The 17,164-nt window shown below is 48.9% G+C and carries 17 protein-coding genes; all 17 read right to left on the reverse strand.

All coding sequences use genetic code 11. From position 1 onward, the window contains the following. Positions 1-70: 70 nt before the first annotated feature. Complete coding sequence (locus DW965_RS03845) at positions 71-391, reverse strand: hypothetical protein (protein WP_022461179.1); 321 nt, start codon at positions 389-391, stop codon at positions 71-73. A gap of 144 nt (positions 392-535) precedes the next feature. Continuing rightward, positions 536-1,099, reverse strand: a complete 564-nt coding sequence (locus DW965_RS03850; protein ID WP_117509210.1) for a Fe-S-containing hydro-lyase — start codon at positions 1,097-1,099, stop codon at positions 536-538. 2 nt (positions 1,100-1,101) lie between these two features. After that, on the reverse strand, positions 1,102-1,944 hold the full coding sequence (locus DW965_RS03855) for a fumarate hydratase (RefSeq protein ID WP_055265393.1): 843 nt from the start codon (positions 1,942-1,944) through the stop codon (positions 1,102-1,104). A 136-nt stretch (positions 1,945-2,080) separates the two neighbouring features. Next, on the reverse strand, positions 2,081-3,691 hold the full coding sequence (locus DW965_RS03860) for an FAD-binding protein (RefSeq protein ID WP_055265391.1): 1,611 nt from the start codon (positions 3,689-3,691) through the stop codon (positions 2,081-2,083). Between the two features lie 14 nt (positions 3,692-3,705). Next, on the reverse strand, positions 3,706-5,250 hold the full coding sequence (locus DW965_RS20715; RefSeq protein ID WP_330420854.1) for a 4Fe-4S dicluster domain-containing protein: 1,545 nt from the start codon (positions 5,248-5,250) through the stop codon (positions 3,706-3,708). Next, a complete protein-coding gene (locus DW965_RS03875; RefSeq protein WP_117801696.1) occupies positions 5,251-6,276 on the reverse strand; it encodes a 4Fe-4S dicluster domain-containing protein in 1,026 nt (341 codons plus the stop codon). Positions 6,277-6,279: 3 nt separating this feature from the next. Next, a complete protein-coding gene (locus DW965_RS03880) occupies positions 6,280-7,248 on the reverse strand; it encodes a 4Fe-4S dicluster domain-containing protein (RefSeq protein WP_055265384.1) in 969 nt (322 codons plus the stop codon). Continuing rightward, positions 7,233-7,685, reverse strand: a complete 453-nt coding sequence (locus DW965_RS03885) for a hydrogenase iron-sulfur subunit (RefSeq protein WP_055265382.1) — start codon at positions 7,683-7,685, stop codon at positions 7,233-7,235. Before DW965_RS03885 ends, DW965_RS03880 begins: the two co-directional genes overlap by 16 nt. Further along, on the reverse strand, positions 7,676-9,664 hold the full coding sequence (locus tag DW965_RS03890; RefSeq protein ID WP_022461170.1) for a CoB--CoM heterodisulfide reductase iron-sulfur subunit A family protein: 1,989 nt from the start codon (positions 9,662-9,664) through the stop codon (positions 7,676-7,678). The genes DW965_RS03885 and DW965_RS03890 overlap by 10 nt, the downstream gene beginning before the upstream one ends. A 33-nt stretch (positions 9,665-9,697) precedes the next feature. After that, positions 9,698-9,928: a hypothetical protein gene (locus DW965_RS20720; RefSeq protein WP_330420855.1), complete on the reverse strand. Its 231-nt coding sequence runs from the start codon at positions 9,926-9,928 to the stop codon at positions 9,698-9,700. Further along, entirely contained in the window at positions 9,916-10,080 is a 165-nt protein-coding gene (locus tag DW965_RS20725; RefSeq protein WP_330420856.1) for a 4Fe-4S dicluster domain-containing protein, read from the reverse strand. Before DW965_RS20725 ends, DW965_RS20720 begins: the two co-directional genes overlap by 13 nt. Then, positions 10,077-10,874, reverse strand: a complete 798-nt coding sequence (locus tag DW965_RS03900) for a CoB--CoM heterodisulfide reductase iron-sulfur subunit B family protein (RefSeq protein ID WP_022461168.1) — start codon at positions 10,872-10,874, stop codon at positions 10,077-10,079. The genes DW965_RS20725 and DW965_RS03900 overlap by 4 nt, the downstream gene beginning before the upstream one ends. Positions 10,875-11,079: 205 nt before the next feature. Beyond that, a complete protein-coding gene (locus DW965_RS03905; RefSeq protein WP_055219369.1) occupies positions 11,080-12,027 on the reverse strand; it encodes an L-lactate dehydrogenase in 948 nt (315 codons plus the stop codon). 504 nt (positions 12,028-12,531) lie between these two features. Further along, complete coding sequence (locus DW965_RS03910) at positions 12,532-14,082, reverse strand: Mur ligase family protein (RefSeq protein ID WP_119198057.1); 1,551 nt, start codon at positions 14,080-14,082, stop codon at positions 12,532-12,534. Between the two features lie 101 nt (positions 14,083-14,183). After that, the gene (locus DW965_RS03915) at positions 14,184-15,551 is read right to left on the reverse strand and encodes an MATE family efflux transporter (protein ID WP_055219374.1); all 1,368 of its coding nucleotides are present in this window, start codon (positions 15,549-15,551) and stop codon (positions 14,184-14,186) included. Then, entirely contained in the window at positions 15,527-15,829 is a 303-nt protein-coding gene (locus DW965_RS18950; protein WP_147326094.1) for a hypothetical protein, read from the reverse strand. The genes DW965_RS03915 and DW965_RS18950 overlap by 25 nt, the downstream gene beginning before the upstream one ends. Next, the gene (locus DW965_RS03920; RefSeq protein WP_117509215.1) at positions 15,802-17,133 is read right to left on the reverse strand and encodes an MATE family efflux transporter; all 1,332 of its coding nucleotides are present in this window, start codon (positions 17,131-17,133) and stop codon (positions 15,802-15,804) included. Before DW965_RS03920 ends, DW965_RS18950 begins: the two co-directional genes overlap by 28 nt. Between the last annotated feature and the right edge of the window lie 31 nt (positions 17,134-17,164).

Here is a 17,164-nt window from a genome sequence, read left to right on the forward strand (position 1 = left end):
AATCCCCGCCGATGCCGCCTCAAATGCCGCACCGCCGGGGATTCTGTAAGTTTAACTGTATTCCGCTGCTTTATTTCTCTGCTTCTCTTTTCTTATCCAGTTTTACATTGCGGAAGTACAGCACCATATCTACGGTGATCTCTGCAATGTTCAGGAAATAGAAAGCCCATGCAAGGAAAAAGATCCAGTCTTTGTCCGGATTGTTCATATAGCTGATAAATTTGTTAGCAATACCGAAAATATATCCGATCCAGATGAACACCTCAAAGTAAAGGCTCTTTCCTTTTGCTGTTCTTGAAGTCCAGGATTTATAAATGGACAGCGGCCAGGACAGGCCAAAGCACAGGATCATCAGTGCTTCCAGTAAGTGGCTTATCATTTCTACAGTCATGTTTTTCTTCCTCTTTCATTTCTTTTTCTGCCGAAAGTCGCTTGCAAGTGTTAATGCCCTGATGTCTTTTCAGCTTGAGACCTGTCTGAAATAATCAGACGGGTCTATGGTCTCTCTTGTATTTCGTCGTTACAAATGTAACCTTTAGTCTTCTTTATGCGCTTCTAAGTATTCTTTTCTTCCCATCTCATACAGATTATTTCCGTCGCAGTCGATGATAACAAAAAGCGGCATGTCTTCTACTTCCAGACGGCGAAGTGCTTCTGCGCCAAGATCTTCGTATGCGATCAGCTCTGCTTTTTTGATGCATTTTGCAAGCAGTGCGCCGGCTCCGCCGATGGCTCCGAAGTATACGCCATGATATTTCTTCATGGCTTCTACAACTTCCGGAAGACGTGCGCCTTTACCGATCATTCCTCTTGCGCCTACGGACATCATGGTCGGAGCATACGCATCCATACGGCCGCTGGTGGTAGGACCTGCAGATCCGATGACCTGGCCTGGTTTTGCAGGGGTCGGTCCTACGTAGTAAATCGTAGCGTCTGTCGGATCAAACGGGATTTTTTCTCCTCTTGCGAGCGCTTCACACATTCTCTTATGTCCGGCGTCACGGGAAGTATAGATAGTTCCGGTCAGATATACGGTATCTCCGGCATGCAGTGTTTTTGCCAGTTCTTCTGTTAAAGGCAGCTGAATATGTTTTTCCATGATCAGATCACCTCCGTTTTATGACGGGTAACATGGCAGTTGATGTTGACTGCACACGGCATTCCCGCAATATGAGTCGGCATTGTCTCGATATTGAGGCCGATGGCTGTGGTTTTTCCGCCAAAGCCCTGCGGTCCGATGCCGAGTTTGTTGACTTTCTCCAGCATTTCTTTTTCCAGATCTGCGTAGAACGGATCCGGGTTCTCGGAATCGATCGGGCGCATCAGTGCTTTTTTCGCAAGCAGTGCACATTTATCGAAGGTTCCGCCGATACCAACGCCGACTACCATAGGCGGGCATGGGTTCGGGCCTGCTGTCTCAACAACTTCCAGGATGAAATCCTTGATTCCCTGAAGACCTGCGGACGGTTTGAACATACGGATCATACTCATATTTTCGCTTCCGAAGCCTTTCGGGCCTACGGTTACTTTGATCTGATCGCCAGGAACGATCTCGGTGTAGAGCATAGCCGGTGTATTGTCGCCGGTGTTTCCTCTTCTGACCGGATCTTTGACAACGGATTTTCTTAAGTATCCTTTGTCATATCCTCTTCTGACACCTTCGTTGACTGCCTCTGCAAGATCTCCTCCTGCGATGTGCACATCCTGTCCGATTTCCAGGAAAACACATGCCATTCCGGTATCCTGGCAGATCGGCACGTTCTGTGCGTCTGCGATCTCATAATTTTCTACGATTTTGTCCAGAACACCTTTTGCAATCTCGCCATCCTCGCAGGCACGGCAGCCTGTGATGGCACATTTTACGTCTTCCGGAAGATGGTAGTTTGCTTCGATACAAAGTTTCTCTACCACATCCGTAATGGTACTAGCCTGAATTTCACGCATGGGGTTCTCCACCTTTCTTTACTTCTATGATTTATCGTACCGAAAAACCTTTTGGATTTCAGCACGGAAAGCGTGTCCCGGAAGCGGCTTTTAAACGCCGCCCCCTTCCGACACGCTTTTTCGCGGTTACTGCATTTTACAGGTGTCTCTTTCCTGCATAATCCGGCAGAAGCTGCGGAGATACCATACCGGTGTCAATGCCTGCCTCTTTTAAGGTCTCAGCATATTTCTCCACATGATCCAGATTCATCTTTCCAAGTGTTACGTCTTTTGCTTTTGCTGCTGCAGCTTTTCCTGCATCACGGCCAAATACGATAACATCCAGCAGAGAGTTACCCATCAGACGGTTTCTTCCGTGGATTCCTCCAACTGCCTCACCTGCTACGAGCAGGTTGCTTACGGTGTTGGTAAAGCCTTCGCCGTTGATTTCCAGTCCACCGTTCTGATAATGCAGCGTCGGGTAAACCAGGATCGGCTCTTTTCTCATATCGATGCCATACTGCATGAACATACGGAACATAGCCGGGATTCTCTTCTCAATGGTGCCTTCTCCGTGGATCAGCTCGATCATTGGAGTATCCAGCCATACAGCCTTGCCCTGTGGAGTCTCAACGCCCTCGTTGCGGTCGTCGGAGCACTCGCGGATGATGCTTGCTGCAGATACATCACGGGTTTCCAGCGGATGCATGAATGCTTCGCCGTCTACGTTTACGAGCATTGCGCCCAGAGAACGTACTTTCTCGGTTACCAGAGCACCGAAGATCTGAGCCGGGTAAGCAGCTCCGGTCGGATGGTACTGAATGGTATCCTGATACAGAAGCGGAGCGCCTGCACGGTATCCAAGGATCAGACCGTCAGCGGTTGCACCGTAATGGTTGGATGTCGGGAAGTTGTTGTAGTGAAGACGTCCCGCACCACCGGTTGCGATGATAACGGTTTTTGCCTTTGCTACCTGGTACTCGCCAGTCTCCATGTTCTGGAGAACAGCACCTGCAACCTGTCCCTTATCGTCTTTGATCAATTCTACTGCGGAAGAGAACTCGATCACCGGAATACCGCGGTTGATGACTTCATCACGCAGTGTTCTCATGATCTCTGCTCCAGAGTAGTCACGGCATGCATGCATACGTTTTCTGGAAGTTCCGCCGCCGTGCGTAGTTACCATACGGCCGTTCTCATCTTTATCGAACATAACGCCGAGGTTTTCCAGCCAGGAGATTGCATCCGGAGCTTCCATTACGAGCTTGCGGAGCAGTTCCGGTCTTGCAGCAAAGTGTCCGCCGCCGAACGCATCCAGATAATGCTGTGCCGGGGAATCGTTTTCTTTGTCCGCTGCCTGGATTCCACCTTCTGCCATCATGGTGTTTGCATCACCAATTCTCAGTTTGGTGGTAATCATAACGTTTGCGCCAGCCTCGTGAGCCTCGATAGCTGCAGAAGAACCTGCTCCACCGGCACCGATAACCAGTACATCTACGTCATAATCTACTTTGTCAAGGTCGATGTCAACACCGAGGATACGGCTGTTGGACTCCAGCAGATAGCCGAGCTCTGTCGGAACTTTCTCGCCTTTGTTCGGACCGACTTTCAGGGTGATGAAGCCTTCCTCTTTATAGTCCGGATGATATGCTGCAAGAAGGGCATCTTTCTCATCCGCTGTCATTCTTCTTGGCTCTGTTGCCATTCTCTGGGCTCTGGTAGCTTCTACCTTTTTAATAGAGTCCTGCATATTGGCCAGTGTATACATTCGAAATTCCCTCCTTATTTCTCGATCTCACGGTTGTTGTAAAGTTCCTGCATTTCTTCGATCGGTTTCTGCATAACCTGCTCGATCAGATCATCGAATTTTCCTTCTTTGATCTCTGCTACACGGTTCTTTACATGTTCAGACTTCGGAGCAATGTATTTTCCGTTCAGACGTCTTGCCAGTTCTCCTACCATCGGATGGGAGATACCAGCCGGACAGCGGGATGCACAGATTCCGCAGCCGATGCAGTCGAAGGACTCTTCTGCACATTTCTTGAAGTCGCCTCTCTGTGCGTATGCAATATACTGCATAACGTTCAGGCTCTGCGGACATCCTTTGGTACATGCATTACATCCAACGCAGCTGTAGATTTCCGGATACAGATCCATCATGACTCTCTGCTCTGCGCTGATCTCTTCGATATCGTAGGTTCTCTTGTCGATCGGATAGAACGGAAGGCTTGCGATATACATACCGTCTTCTACCTGTGTCTGACATGCCAGACAGGTTTTCAGCTCATTCTTTCCTTTGATTCTGTAGATGGTCGCACATGCACCGCAGAATCCGTGACGGCATCCGCATCCGCGTTTTAACTGATATCCGGCATACTCCATAGCGGTCATAATGGTCAGATCGCCAGGTACGGAATACTTCTTGCCGTAAACGTAAATATTTACCATTTCCTGCATTTTCTTCAACCTCCGTTTAATATTCGTTCGGTAATTCGTCAATCTCGTCGCAGCGGAAAACCGGGCCGTCTTTGCAGACATATTTATCTCCGATGTTGCACGGCCGCATTTTCCGATACCGCATTTCATACGAAGCTCCAAAGTAGTGTAAACCTGTGTTTTCTCATAGCCCAGCTCCTGAAGTCCCTGAAGGACAAATTTGATCATGATCGGCGGTCCGCAGATCAGAGCTGTTTTGTCAACGGACATGTTCAGTTCTTTCACATAATTCGGAACGAATCCTACATGGCCGTCCCAGCCTTCCTGTTCACGGTCAATCGTCAGATGCACGTTGACATCTTTTGCTTTCGCCCATACTTCCTGGATCTCTTTTAACTGTACCAGATCGTCTTTGGAACGGGAACCGTAAACGATATCTACGGTACCGTAGTTATCACGATTGTCCAGTACGTAATTAATAACAGAACGCAGTGGAGCAAGTCCGATACCTCCGGCGATGAACAGCAGATCCTGTCCTTTTAATACGGTTTCTACCGGGAAATGATTTCCATACGGTCCACGAACCAGGATTTCATCTCCTACGGACATGTTGTGAAGATAATTCGTTAAAGTACCGCACTCCTTGATGGAGAACTCCTGGTACTCTTTGTTTGTCGGGGAAGAGGTAATGGAAAACAGTGCCTCTCCGACACCCGGTACACAGAGCATTGCGCACTGGCCAGGCATATGTTCAAACAGCTTGGTGCCGTCCGGACGAACGATACGGAATGTTTTTACGTCCGGTGTTTCGCGGCGGATATCTGTGATGATACCGACCTGCGGCAGCAAAGCGTTTTTCTTTTCTTCGCTTCCACAACTACAATTGCACATTTACTTGGTACCTCCCATGCGTTTGATTACTTTGACAATGTTCAGCGACTGCGGGCATTTCTCTACGCAGCGTCCACATCCGACGCAGGAATACATTCCGTCGTTGTTGTCCGGGAAGTATACCAGTTTGTGCATGAAACGCTGACGGAAACGCTGCAGCTGTGTGGTACGGTTGTTTCCTGCTGCCATCATGGTGAAATCAGAGTACATGCAGGAATCCCAGCAGCGGTAACGCTGTACACCGTTTCCGGTGTTAAAGTCTTTGATATCGTAGCACTGGCAGGTCGGGCAGGAGAACGTACAGGTTCCGCAGCCTAAGCAGGCATCGGAAAGTTCTTTCCACTTCGGATCGTCAAAACGTTCTTTTGTCTTGCCAACGCCCCATCCCTCGAGGGAAAGGTTGCTGTTTGGCATCTTGTCGATCAGAGTACGGATTGCTTCTTTCTCAGCCTCTACTTCTTTGGTAAGATCCTGCTCGGTCAGGTAAGCTTTTACAAGCTCGGTCAGTTTCTGGCCTTTTTCGGTTTTTGCTTCCCATGCATAACCGTCAGCTACCTGCCACATAGCAACATCTGCTGCCGGTTCTGCAGCATCGATGCCGAAGGTTTTACAGAAGCAGCTGTCTTCCGGCTCATGACAAGCCAGGGAAACAACGATGCCGTGCTCTCTTCTTGCTGCATAGTAAACGTCTGCAGGCTCGCTTAAGAAAACGCGGTCCAGAACATCGAACGCTCTGACATCGCACGGACGAACGCCGAAGATAGCAAACGGTGCGTCTTTTAATGCAGCCGGTTCAATGCTGGTTTTATTTGCCTTCTGATAGCAGGAGTAAAGAATTTCACTCTGCGGGAAAAAGGCATCTTTCGGGGATTTTACGGTTTTTAAGGTATCGAGATCCACGTCTGCGTCCTCGGTCCAGAAACCGAAATTGGTAATTCCATTGTTTTGTACCGGAAGGAAAAGATCCATCTCCTTTGCAACAGCGGCAAGGAGCTCCGGCATTTTTTCTCTGCTAATCTGATACATCCCTTAACCCCTTTCCTTAACGATACTTGGCTCTACATCTTCCTGTGTGAAGTTGGTGAGCGGTGCACGGCTGTCGGTATCGGCGCCTGCCTGATACTCTCCGTAGAACTCGTCGATATCTTTGATGAATTTACGGTTCAGCAGGTGCAGCGGAATGTGCTGCGGACATACACGGGAACACTCGCCACAGTCGGTGCAGCGTCCGGCAACGTGGAATGCACGGATAATGTGGAACATCTGCTCTTCAAATGTAGTCGTATTTGCTTTCTGTGCGGTATCGTAACGGTCATTATCGAAGACACATTTGATACAGCTGCAGGCCGGACATACGTTACGGCATGCATTACAGCGGATACAGCGGGACAGTTCGTTCTGCCAGAATGCGAAACGCTCTTCCGGAGCCATTGCCTCGAGCTTCTCAACCAGTTCAAAACGGCCTTCTTTTGCCGGTTTCTCTTCGTCGCAGTTCTCTGCCAGCTCGTCGTAGGCAACGTGTTTTCCGCCCTTGCAGGCTTTGCATCTTTCCAGGATAACATCCTCTCTTGCGAGCTCTTTGTCGCCGTAAACAGTTGCCACTTTGATGGTATCGCCGTCTTCTGTTACAGCGGTAATACCCTTGCATCCTGCTTCACGGATCTTTTCGATATCGAGTTTTCCATCGCAGCCGATGCCGACGATATAGGTTTTCTCGCGATCCACACGATGCTCTTTGATTAACTGATTAAAGCTGTAAGTATCACACGGTTTTAAGAAAACGAGTGTTTTTCCTTCTTCTTTCGATGCTTTAATCATGTATTTGCTAAGGTTTGCGCCGCAGAATCCGTCGTAGGTAAACTCGGAAAGGCTCTCGGCAGTCTCGAAGAATGCAGGCTCTGCACTGAAATCAGTGTCACCTTTTCTCCAGCCAAGAACACGGACTACGGTACCGTCAGACAGAAGCTCTTTTGCGCGGGATACTAATTTTTCTTGCATCGTAAATCCTCCAATCTGACATTCTTACCAAGGCTTGTAACCTGCTCGATGAACTCGTTCATGGTCTGGGAGAATTTCACACCTTCTGCGGCGGATACCCATTCCACACGGGTACGTCCGTTCTCAACGCCCATGTAATCCAGCATGGAGAACAGCAGGGTCATACGTCTTCTTGCATAATAGTTTCCTGTGCTGTAATGGCAGTCTCCCGGATGGCATCCGCAGAGGATGACTCCGTCAGCGCCCTTCTGGAATGCTCTTAAGATGAAGAGCGGATTGACACGGCAGGAACATGGAACACGGATGATCTTTACGTCTGCCGGATAGGAAAGACGGCTGGAACCTGCTAGGTCTGCTCCTGCGTAGGAGCACCAGTTGCAGCAGAATGCCACGATGACTGGCTTAAATTCTTTGTTTTCGTTGTTATCTATCGGCATATTGCATCTACCTCCGCGAGAATTTGTCTATTGGAGAATCCTTTCAGGTCCATAGCGCCGGACGGACATGCAACGGTACATGCACCACATCCATGGCAAAGTGCGCCGTTAACGACTGCCACATGTCTGGTTTCGCGGATTCCGTGGTCGTTGACCTGACGATCTTCGTAAGAAATCGCGCCGTATGGGCAGACTTTTTCACAGGATGCACATCCGTTACAGAACAGCGGATTGGATTCTGCTGTACACGGGTTGGTGGTCAGTTTGTCTTTTGCAAGCAGTCCGACTACTTTGACAGCAGCTGCTCCGGCCTGTGCAACGGTTTCCGGAATATCTTTCGGTCCCTGGCATACACCGGAGAGGAAAACTCCTGCGGTCGGAGACTCTACCGGACGCAGTTTTGCGTGTGCCTCGGTAAAGAAGTCGTTGGTATCCATACTTGCAGTCAGCATGGTAGCCAGTTTTCTTGCATCTTTACTCGGCTCGATTGCCGTTGCAAGGACAACAAGGTCTGCTTCCATCTTGATCTGACGGTTGTCCAGAAGGTCGGATCCCTGTACCAGAAGACGTCCGTTCGGAGCCTCAGATACTTTTCCTACCTGACCCTTGATATAATCTACGCTAAACTCTTCTACTGCACGGCGATAGAACTCATCGAAGTTCTTACCCGGGGTACGAACATCAATGTAGAAGACATGTACATTGACATCCGGATAATGGTCACGCACCAGCATGGCCTGTTTTGCGGTGTACATACAGCAGATCTTGGAGCAATAGCTCTTTCCTCTGCAGGTTACGTCACGGGAGCCAACGCACTGGATAAATACGATATCCTTCGGATGCTCGCCATTGGAAAGACGTACTACTTTACCGCCTGTCGGGCCGGCAGCGTTCATCAGACGTTCCATTTCAAGAGAGGTAATAACGTCTTTGCTCTGGTTGTAATAATATTCATCAAACTTATCCAGATTGATGGTATCAAAACCGGTTGCAACAACGATAGCACCGTACTCTCTTGTAATTACTTCATCTTTCTGATCGTAATTTACTGCACCTGCTGCGCAGACTTTGGAACAGATACCGCATTTTCCGGTTTTGAAATGGATACAGTTTGCAGTATCAATGACCGGTACATTCGGAACTGCCTGTGCGAACGGTGTGTAAATTGCAGTACGTGTGGACAGTCCGCGGTTGAACTCACTTAAGTTTTTCTTAGATGGACATTTCTCCTGGCAGAGACCACATCCGGTACATTTGTCCATATCTACGTATCTTGCTTTTTTGCGGATATCTACTTTGAAATCACCGACAAATCCGCCAACGCTCTCTACTTCACTGTAGGTATAGATATTGATCTTCTCATGGGCGTTTACCTCTCCCATACGAGGAGTCAGGATACAGGAAGAACAGTCAAGGGTTGGGAATGTTTTATCGAGCTGGGACATTCTTCCGCCGATACTCGGGGTCTTCTCTACGATATCTACTTCATAGCCTGCATCTGCGATATCCAGTGCAGTCTGAATACCTGCGATACCGCCTCCGATCACCAGCGCACGTTTTACAACGCGGCTCTCGCCCGGGGTAAGCGGGGTATCCAGCATAACTTTAGCAACGGCTGCACGGGCCAGAATTACGGCCTTCTCGGTAGCCTCTTCCATGTCTTTATGAATCCAGGAACACTGCTCACGAATGTTTGCAATCTCCAGCTGATACGGGTTCAGGCCCGCTTTTTCTGCTGCTTTGCGGAACGTTCCTTCATGCATACGCGGAGAGCAGGAACAGATGACAACGCCGGTCAGATGCTCGTTCTGAATGGCATCGATCACTTTCTGCTGACCCGTTTCGGAACACATATACTGATAATCCTCTGCATGAACAACACCCGGCTCTTTGCTGATGACGTCAACAACTTTTTTGACATCAACCGTAGCCGCAATATTTGTACCGCAGTGGCAGACAAATACTCCTATTCTTTGCACTTTTCTCTCACCTTTCTGTGGATGGGTTGTTTTTTACTTTCTATATTTACGGAATGCACTCATCAGAAGCTGCTGCGGAGTCTCATCATCCAGAAGAGCCGGAATTTCATCCGGAGAAAGATAATTCTCTCCTCTCTGACGGATCACGGAAAGACGAACTGCCTCGATCAGTTTGGCAGGTTTTACGTCTCTTGGACAGCGCTCTACACATGCGAAGCAGGAGAGGCATTTCCAGATGGACTTGGAGTTCATCAGTGCTTCCACATCGCCGTTCTGTACGTAAGATACAACTGATGCGGACGGATGTCCATTTCGTTATAAGCAGGACAGGATGCGGAACATTTACCGCATTTCATACATTTTCTGGTATCCACACCGGCGATGGCACGGATTTCATCGGATGTTGCAATTTTCATGCCTGCACCTCCTCTTTGATGCCGAGTGCTTCTGCAAGAAGCTCGGTAAAGTAGGTAACCGGAAGACCTTCTTTTGTTCCGTTATTGCGCAGGTTGTACATGCAAAGCGGACATGCAGTGATCAGTTCTTCTGCTCCTTTGTAGGATGCGGATGCCATGATCTGGTCTACCATGTTGGATGCCATTTTCTTTTCTTTGAGGGATATGTAGCCGCCGCAGCACTCATTTCTCATCGGATATACGACCGGTGTTGCGCCAAGGGCCTTGATAAAGTCTTCAATGATTGTCGGATTTTCCGGATCGTCAAACTGCATTGTGGTGCTCGGACGAAGCAGCATACAGCCGTAATATGCGCCGATTTTTCTTCCTTTTAATGGGTTTACCACTTTCTCTTTGATCTTGTCAAATCCAACGACGTCACGCAGCACTTCCAGATAATGAAGTACTTTCGTTTCGCCAAGATATGGCTCGGAAAGAGCCATGTAGTTGTTTACTTTTGTCTGAATGTCTTCTACATTCGCCATGTCATCGTTTACGCGTTTGATCACGTGATGACAGGCGGAACAGACTGTGATCAGATCCTGTCCTTTTTCTTTGGCGTCTGCTAAGGCGCGAACCGAAGAAAGTTTGGTAGCGATTTCATCGGATGCCTGTGGATACACAGCTCCGCAGCACTGCCAGTTTTCAATTTCTTCCAGTTCAAATCCCAGAACTTTTGCGCATTCTCTGGCATAGTGATCCAGATCTTTTGCTTTGTTCTTCAGCGTACAGCCCGGAAAATAACTGTAGGTCATGGAATTGCTCCTTTCTTGTTACTCCTATTGGTTTCCATTTTGCCTGCGGTATCTTCTGTCCGGCACCGGAAAAGTTTCCGGTACTCTTTTTATGTACACCCGGCGGAAAATTTCTTCAGGCGCACGTTAAGGCAGTGGGAGATACCGCTCTTTCGCACTTTCTGCCACTGCCATAAATTTTATGTTTTGAGCTTATTGCCCGCTCTTAGTGCTCGATCTGTGCGATAACTGCTTTTAATGCGTCGGCACTTGCTTTGAGTTTTTCTACTTCCTCTTTTGTCATACGCATCGGAATCTTGCCCTGTACGCCTTTCGGTCCAACGAGGGTCAGTGTGCTTAAGCATACATCCTCGATGCCGTACTCACCGTGCATCATGGAAGATACGGTTGCTACAGAATCGGAAGAAGAAAGAATGGTTGCTACCAGTTTGCATACTGCAACAGATACTGCATAGAAAGTAGCTCCTTTGTTTGCAATAACCTGTCCGCCGGAAGTTCTTACGTACTCCAGCATAGCATCTTTGTCGATCTTGGTTACGTTCCTGCCCATTTTTTCTACGGTCTCGTAGTACTCGTCCAGACTGACACCGGAAACGTAAGCGCCGCTCCACGGAATGAAGGAAGTATCGCCGTGCTCACCGAATACGTAAGCGTGGATGTTTTTCTGGGCAATGTTGAGGTGTTCAGACAGTCCGCAGCGAAGTCTCGCGGAATCCAGCATGGTACCAGAACCAAGGATCTGGTTTTCCGGAAGTCCGGAGATCTTTGTAAACACGTAGGTCATGATATCAACCGGGTTGCTTACAATGATGTAGATGGCATTCGGAGCCGCTTTTACGATTTCCGGTGTGATGGATTTTAAGATGTTTACGTTGGTCTGGGTCAGCTCAATACGGGTCTGGCCAGGCTTTCTTGCAATACCGGAAGTAATAATTACGATATCAGAGTCCTTGGCATCCTCATACTCACCTGCGATGATGGAGACCGGATCGCGGAAGCAGGTACCCTGCGCGATATCCATAACCTCTCCCTCTACTTTTTTCTTGTTAATATCGATGAGAACAATCTCAGACGCGATGTCTTCGTTCGACAGTGTATAGGCGATCGTAGATCCAACGCTTCCAGCTCCAATGATGGTAATCTTGCTGCTCATAAATACTCCTTTCTAAAATACCCCTAGTTGGTTTTTGTGATTGATAAATTTTTCACTTTCCTTATCATAGCACTATGACAAGAATTTAACAAGTGTTTTTTTCGAGCATTTTCGTGAAATCTTTTTTCTCACTGAGCCCGTACGCTTCCAGAAGGGGTGTTCTGGATATATTTCAATACAATTATACCATTTTTTGTTCTTTTTCACAAGAATTCTTTCCAAAAACTTACAGCTTTGTCCTTCATCCCGCAGAATTCGTCTTTTTCCGCATGGTTCCCGGGTTTTTGCTTTCTGTGTTTAGTTTCACACGTCTAACTTTCGTTCGTTATATTTTTAACAACTTTTCGTCATACGGGCTAGTTTCTGTCCTTCTTTTCTACATTTTGTAGGATGTATCCGCCAAATTTCCTGTCTGATTTTCATTTCTGCTGCCGCCAGACGCAAAAAAGACACGGATTTTTCTGTTCCGTGTCTTTTTTGCTCTGTTTTTTTCTGTTTTTGCTTCTATTCTTCTGTTTCACGAGCCGTTGCCGCTTCGGCAAATGCATTTCCATATTCGGCAAGCGCCTCTTTTGCATAGACGGCATCTGACCGGTACGGCACATTTCCGTTTCCGACGTGCATCGTCACGTCCGCGCCTTTTCCAAGGATCAGAACAACCTCTCCCGGTACGGCGCCAAGAATCGCCTCCCGGATTGCTTCTCCGCGGTCCATGCGGATCTGGAAGGATGCACCTTCCTTTGCTATGTACCCGCCGATCTCCTCACAGATCGCCTGCGGATCTTCGTTTCCCGGATCATCCGGTACGAGGAAAATCCGGTCCGCCCGTTTTCCGGAAATCTCACCCATATCTTTTCTGCGGTTGAATGCTTTTCCGCCCGGGGTTCCGAACACAACGCTTACGCGGCTCCCCGGATATTCGAGTGCTACGGTATCAAACATTTTTTCAAAACTCAGGCCATTGTGCGCGAAATCCACGATCGCCGTGACCTCGCCCGCGCTGCTCTCATACGTCTCCATCCTTCCCGGAACGGTGACGCCAAGGAGGCTTTCCTTGATCAGCGAAACCGGGATTCCCATCGACCAGGCAGCCGCAATGGCAGCTACGGCATTCTCCACATTGAAGGCTCCGTGCACCGGCAGGGTAAAATCTTCCGAGAAATCCGGTCCTGCCACATGGAAATAGAATTTTCCTCTGCCCGGCTTGATATCACTCACGCGGATTACAGCATTTTCTTTCGATCCAAACGTAACGACGCGCTCACATTTTGCCGCAGCTTTCAGGATTTCCCCGATATGGTCGCTGTCCAGGTTCACGCAGGCGCAGGTGCAGCGGTCGAAGATCTTTAATTTCGACTGGAAATAATCATCAAAATCCTTGTGCTCCGTCGGGCTGATGTGGTCCTTGGAGATGTTCAGGAAAATGGCGGTATCAAAATGCGTGTTTCCGACTCTCTCGTATTTGAGCGCCTGGGAGGATACTTCCATCACCATATGGGAAAGGCCTGCATCTACGGCATTGCGCATATGACGGCACAGCTCCAGGGATTCCGGCGTGGTGAGCGTTGATGCTTCTCTCGTCTTTCCGTCGTAATATTCAATCGAACTTAACAGTGCACATCCGTTTCCGCCCTGTTTTTTCAGGCAGGCATCGAGCATCGACTGCAGGTAGTAGGCTGTCGTTGTCTTTCCTTTTGTTCCGGTCAGCGCCGTGACATGCAGCGACTTTGCCGGATAATCGTAAAACGCCTCACCCAGCACAAACTGTGCTTTTCTGGCATCGTTGACGATGAGCGCCGGAATTTCTTTTCCCGCTTCGTATTTTTTTTCACTTACATAGGCAACAGCACCGCGGTTTACGGCGTCTTTTAAGTATGCCTCTTTGAATGCAGCTCCTTTGCAGAGAAACAGCGTTCCCTGATCCGCTCCGCCCGAAAAATACGTTACGAGGGTAACGGGTCTGTCCTCTCCTTCTTTTCCTTCCGGCTCTGCAAATTCCACCAGAAGGCCTTCCTGCTCCAGAAGTTTCTTATATTCTAATACCGACTGTTTCATAGGATATCTTCCTCTCTTCTATGGGATTCTTTTTCAGCTTTCCTAAAATCCAGGCTCCATTATACCAGAATTGAAACAGCTTGTCCATCTTGCGGCACGGCTTACATCATCTGCGCATTTTTCTCAAAAAGAGAACGAAGCGTTTTTGCGCAGTACAGGTACGCCGGAACGAGAAACAGATCGGCGAGAATCCATGCCACCGGGCTTGCGAAGCAGACTGCGGTGTAACCAAAATACGGAACCAGGAAAAAGGCTACCACCGAACGGCCGATCATCTCGCAGACGCCGGCAAGGATTGCAAATTTGCTGAAGCCCATGCCCTGCACGGTAAAGCGTACGACATTGACAAGGGTCAGCGGAATGTAAAATACCATGTTGATCAGCAGCATCTGACGCGCCTGGTCGAGGATGACCGTCTCGGATGCATCTACAAAGAGAAGCGAAATCTGGCGGGACCACAGAAACATAACTCCTAAAATGACCACGGAATACACGCTTCCAATAATGGAACTTGTCAAAATACCGGTGTTGACACGATCCATCTTCTTCGCACCGACGTTCTGTCCGGCATACGTCGCCATAGTGGAGCCGAGCGCGTCGAACGGGCAGCAGCAGAACATGGAAATTTTACCGGCAGCCGTAACAGATGCAACCGCAGTGGAACCAAGGCCGTTGACAGCGGTCTGCAAAATAACACTTCCGATCGCGGTGATTGAATACTGCAGTCCCATCGGGATTCCCATATTGCACAGATTAAGCACATAATGCTTGTGCAGCTTCCAGTCCTCTCTCGTAAAAGCAAGGATGGTGAATTTTTTCTTCATATAAAAGAGACACAGGAATCCAGAGACTCCCTGCGCGATAATCGTCGCCCACGCGGTTCCCGCTACTCCCATCGGGCGGACCAGCGCAAGATCTAGCACGATATTCAGTATTGAAGAGATACCGAGGAAAATCAGTGGGGAGCGGCTGTCGCCGAGGCTCCGCATGATTGCTGATGTCTGGTTATAGAGCACCATAAGCGGAATTCCGAGGAAAATAACAAAGATGTAAGCGTATGCACCGTCCAGAATATCGGACGGGGTTTTCATCAGAATCAGAATGTCGCGGCACCAGATGCAGACAAGAACGGTCATCACCACGGAAAGAATACCGGCCAGGACGGCTCCATTTCCTACATACCGGCACAGCGCTTTCCGGTCTCCTGCCCCGAACATCTGCGCAACCGGAATTGCAAATCCGCTGCAGACTCCCATACAGAATCCCACGATCATGAAGTTGATCGAACCTGTACTGCCAACAGCCGCGAGCGCTTTCGCGCCTAAGAATTTTCCTACAATAATCGTATCGACCATGCTGTAAAACTGCTGGAACAGCATGCCGAGCAGCAGCGGCAGTGCAAACCCCAGAATCAGTTTTACCGGGCTGCCGTTTGTCAGATCTTTTACTGCACTTTTCTTTGTTGCCATGTGATGTCCTCCCTATTGTCGTATGTTTTTGCTTCCCCTTTTTGTCGAATCTCATGCCATTTTATATCTTGTTTTCTCAGAATGCAATCCCGTAATACTGCCGAATTAAGAGACGTTTTTTCATCACTTTTACGTGTTTTTGACATGGCGGCCGCCTGTGCAGGAATTCTGTTTTTTTGCGCACGCCAAAAGCGGCTGCGGCAGGTTCCCGTTCCGGAACGCTGTGCCGCAGCCGCTTTGCTGTTCTTTCTTATTTTGCAAATTCTTTCTTTTTCCACTGAAGCAGAATCATCACAGCCACCGATGCGGTCAGAAAATCAGAAACCGGCTGGGAGGCAATAACACCGGAAAAACCGGCAAGTTTTGAAGCGCAGAAAATTACAATGGCAAAAATCACGCCCTGACGTCCTGCTGAAAGAATCATTGCTCCTGCCCCGTTTCCGATCGCCTGGAAAATACAGGTCGATGCGAGTACGATACCAACAAACGGCATACCAATGAGCTGGACGCGAAGGATCTGCTGGGCCACTGCAATGACATCCGCCTCTTTTAAGAACAGTCCCACGAGAAGCGGAGCCGCCGCACCGAGCACAACCGCCATTCCGGCACCGGTCAGCACTTCCAGGAGGAAGGCAAAGCGGATCGTCTCACTGAGACGTTTTTTATTTTTCGCTCCATAATTGTATCCGACCAGCGGCTGTCCGCCAAAAGCGAAACCGACCATCACAAGAACAGAAATCATAATAATTTTCAAAGCAATTCCCATCGCTGCAACTTTGTCCGTTCCATACGGCTGCAAAAATCGGTTCGTCAGCGTCACGCCGATGCTCTGCATGAAGTTTGTGACGGATGCCGGAATGCCGATGGCAAGAACGGCGAGCACCTCTGCTCCGGTCATTTTCAGTTTTCGGAAATCGACGGAGAGATAGCGGCATTTCTTTATCATAAAGATAACATAGAAAATATCACCGCAGATGTTGCCGATCACCGTTGCAATCGCTGCTCCGGCTGCTCCCATGCCGAGCGTGTAAATAAAGATCGGGTCAAGAATGATGTTGACAACGGCTCCCAGCATTGTTCCGATCATCGAGGCTTTTGCGAAGCCCTCGGTCCGAAGAAGATTGTTCGGCGTCAGCTGCAGGATGATAAACGGTGCGCCGAGTGCAATCCACTGGTAATAGTCCCCCGCATACTGCCACGTCGTCTCATCACAGCCAAGCAGGCCAAGGATCGGCTGTTTGGCGGCAAGCAGGATGATGCTGACCGCAATGCCGACAGCAATCGCCGCGTAAAAGCAGAATACGCTGATCCGTCTTCCGTCCTCGTACTCTTTTTTACCGAAGAGGCGCGAAATGACGGAACTGCCGCCGACACCGAAGATGTCACCGAGTGCAATCATCAGCGTGAAAATCGGTGTGCCGAGCGATACGCCGGCAATCAGTGCCGTGTTTCCGGTCCGCGCGATGAAAAAAGTATCTACCATATTATAGATCAGCGACACGACCATGCCGAGCACGACCGGAAGTGCGAGCGTCATATATGCTTTGGACACTTTTGTTTTCTCAAATAATTCGTTTTCCATTTTGAAAACTCCCCTTTCCTCTTTTTCGGTT

This window comes from Blautia sp. AM47-4 (assembly GCF_003479865.1).
Classification (GTDB): domain Bacteria; phylum Bacillota; class Clostridia; order Lachnospirales; family Lachnospiraceae; genus Fusicatenibacter; species Fusicatenibacter saccharivorans.

Bases quoted from the DNA above. Each gene is read 5' to 3' on its own strand.
- DW965_RS03920 (WP_117509215.1), bottom strand. From the start codon at position 17,133: ATGGAAAACGAATTATTTGAGAAAACAAAAGTGTCCAAAGCATATATG.
- DW965_RS03900 (WP_022461168.1), bottom strand. From the start codon at position 10,874: ATGACCTACAGTTATTTTCCGGGCTGTACGCTGAAGAACAAAGCAAAA.
- DW965_RS03875 (WP_117801696.1), bottom strand. From the start codon at position 6,276: ATGTATCAGATTAGCAGAGAAAAAATGCCGGAGCTCCTTGCCGCTGTT.
- DW965_RS03860 (WP_055265391.1), bottom strand. From the start codon at position 3,691: ATGTATACACTGGCCAATATGCAGGACTCTATTAAAAAGGTAGAAGCT.
- DW965_RS03905 (WP_055219369.1), bottom strand. From the start codon at position 12,027: ATGAGCAGCAAGATTACCATCATTGGAGCTGGAAGCGTTGGATCTACG.
- DW965_RS20715 (WP_330420854.1), bottom strand. From the start codon at position 5,250: ATGTGCAATTGTAGTTGTGGAAGCGAAGAAAAGAAAAACGCTTTGCTG.
- DW965_RS03885 (WP_055265382.1), bottom strand. From the start codon at position 7,685: ATGCCGATAGATAACAACGAAAACAAAGAATTTAAGCCAGTCATCGTG.
- DW965_RS03915 (WP_055219374.1), bottom strand. From the start codon at position 15,551: ATGGCAACAAAGAAAAGTGCAGTAAAAGATCTGACAAACGGCAGCCCG.
- DW965_RS03850 (WP_117509210.1), bottom strand. From the start codon at position 1,099: ATGGAAAAACATATTCAGCTGCCTTTAACAGAAGAACTGGCAAAAACA.
- DW965_RS03910 (WP_119198057.1), bottom strand. From the start codon at position 14,082: ATGAAACAGTCGGTATTAGAATATAAGAAACTTCTGGAGCAGGAAGGC.
- DW965_RS03845 (WP_022461179.1), bottom strand. From the start codon at position 391: ATGACTGTAGAAATGATAAGCCACTTACTGGAAGCACTGATGATCCTG.
- DW965_RS03855 (WP_055265393.1), bottom strand. From the start codon at position 1,944: ATGCGTGAAATTCAGGCTAGTACCATTACGGATGTGGTAGAGAAACTT.
- DW965_RS03880 (WP_055265384.1), bottom strand. From the start codon at position 7,248: ATGCAAGAAAAATTAGTATCCCGCGCAAAAGAGCTTCTGTCTGACGGT.
- DW965_RS20725 (WP_330420856.1), bottom strand. From the start codon at position 10,080: ATGAAAATTGCAACATCCGATGAAATCCGTGCCATCGCCGGTGTGGAT.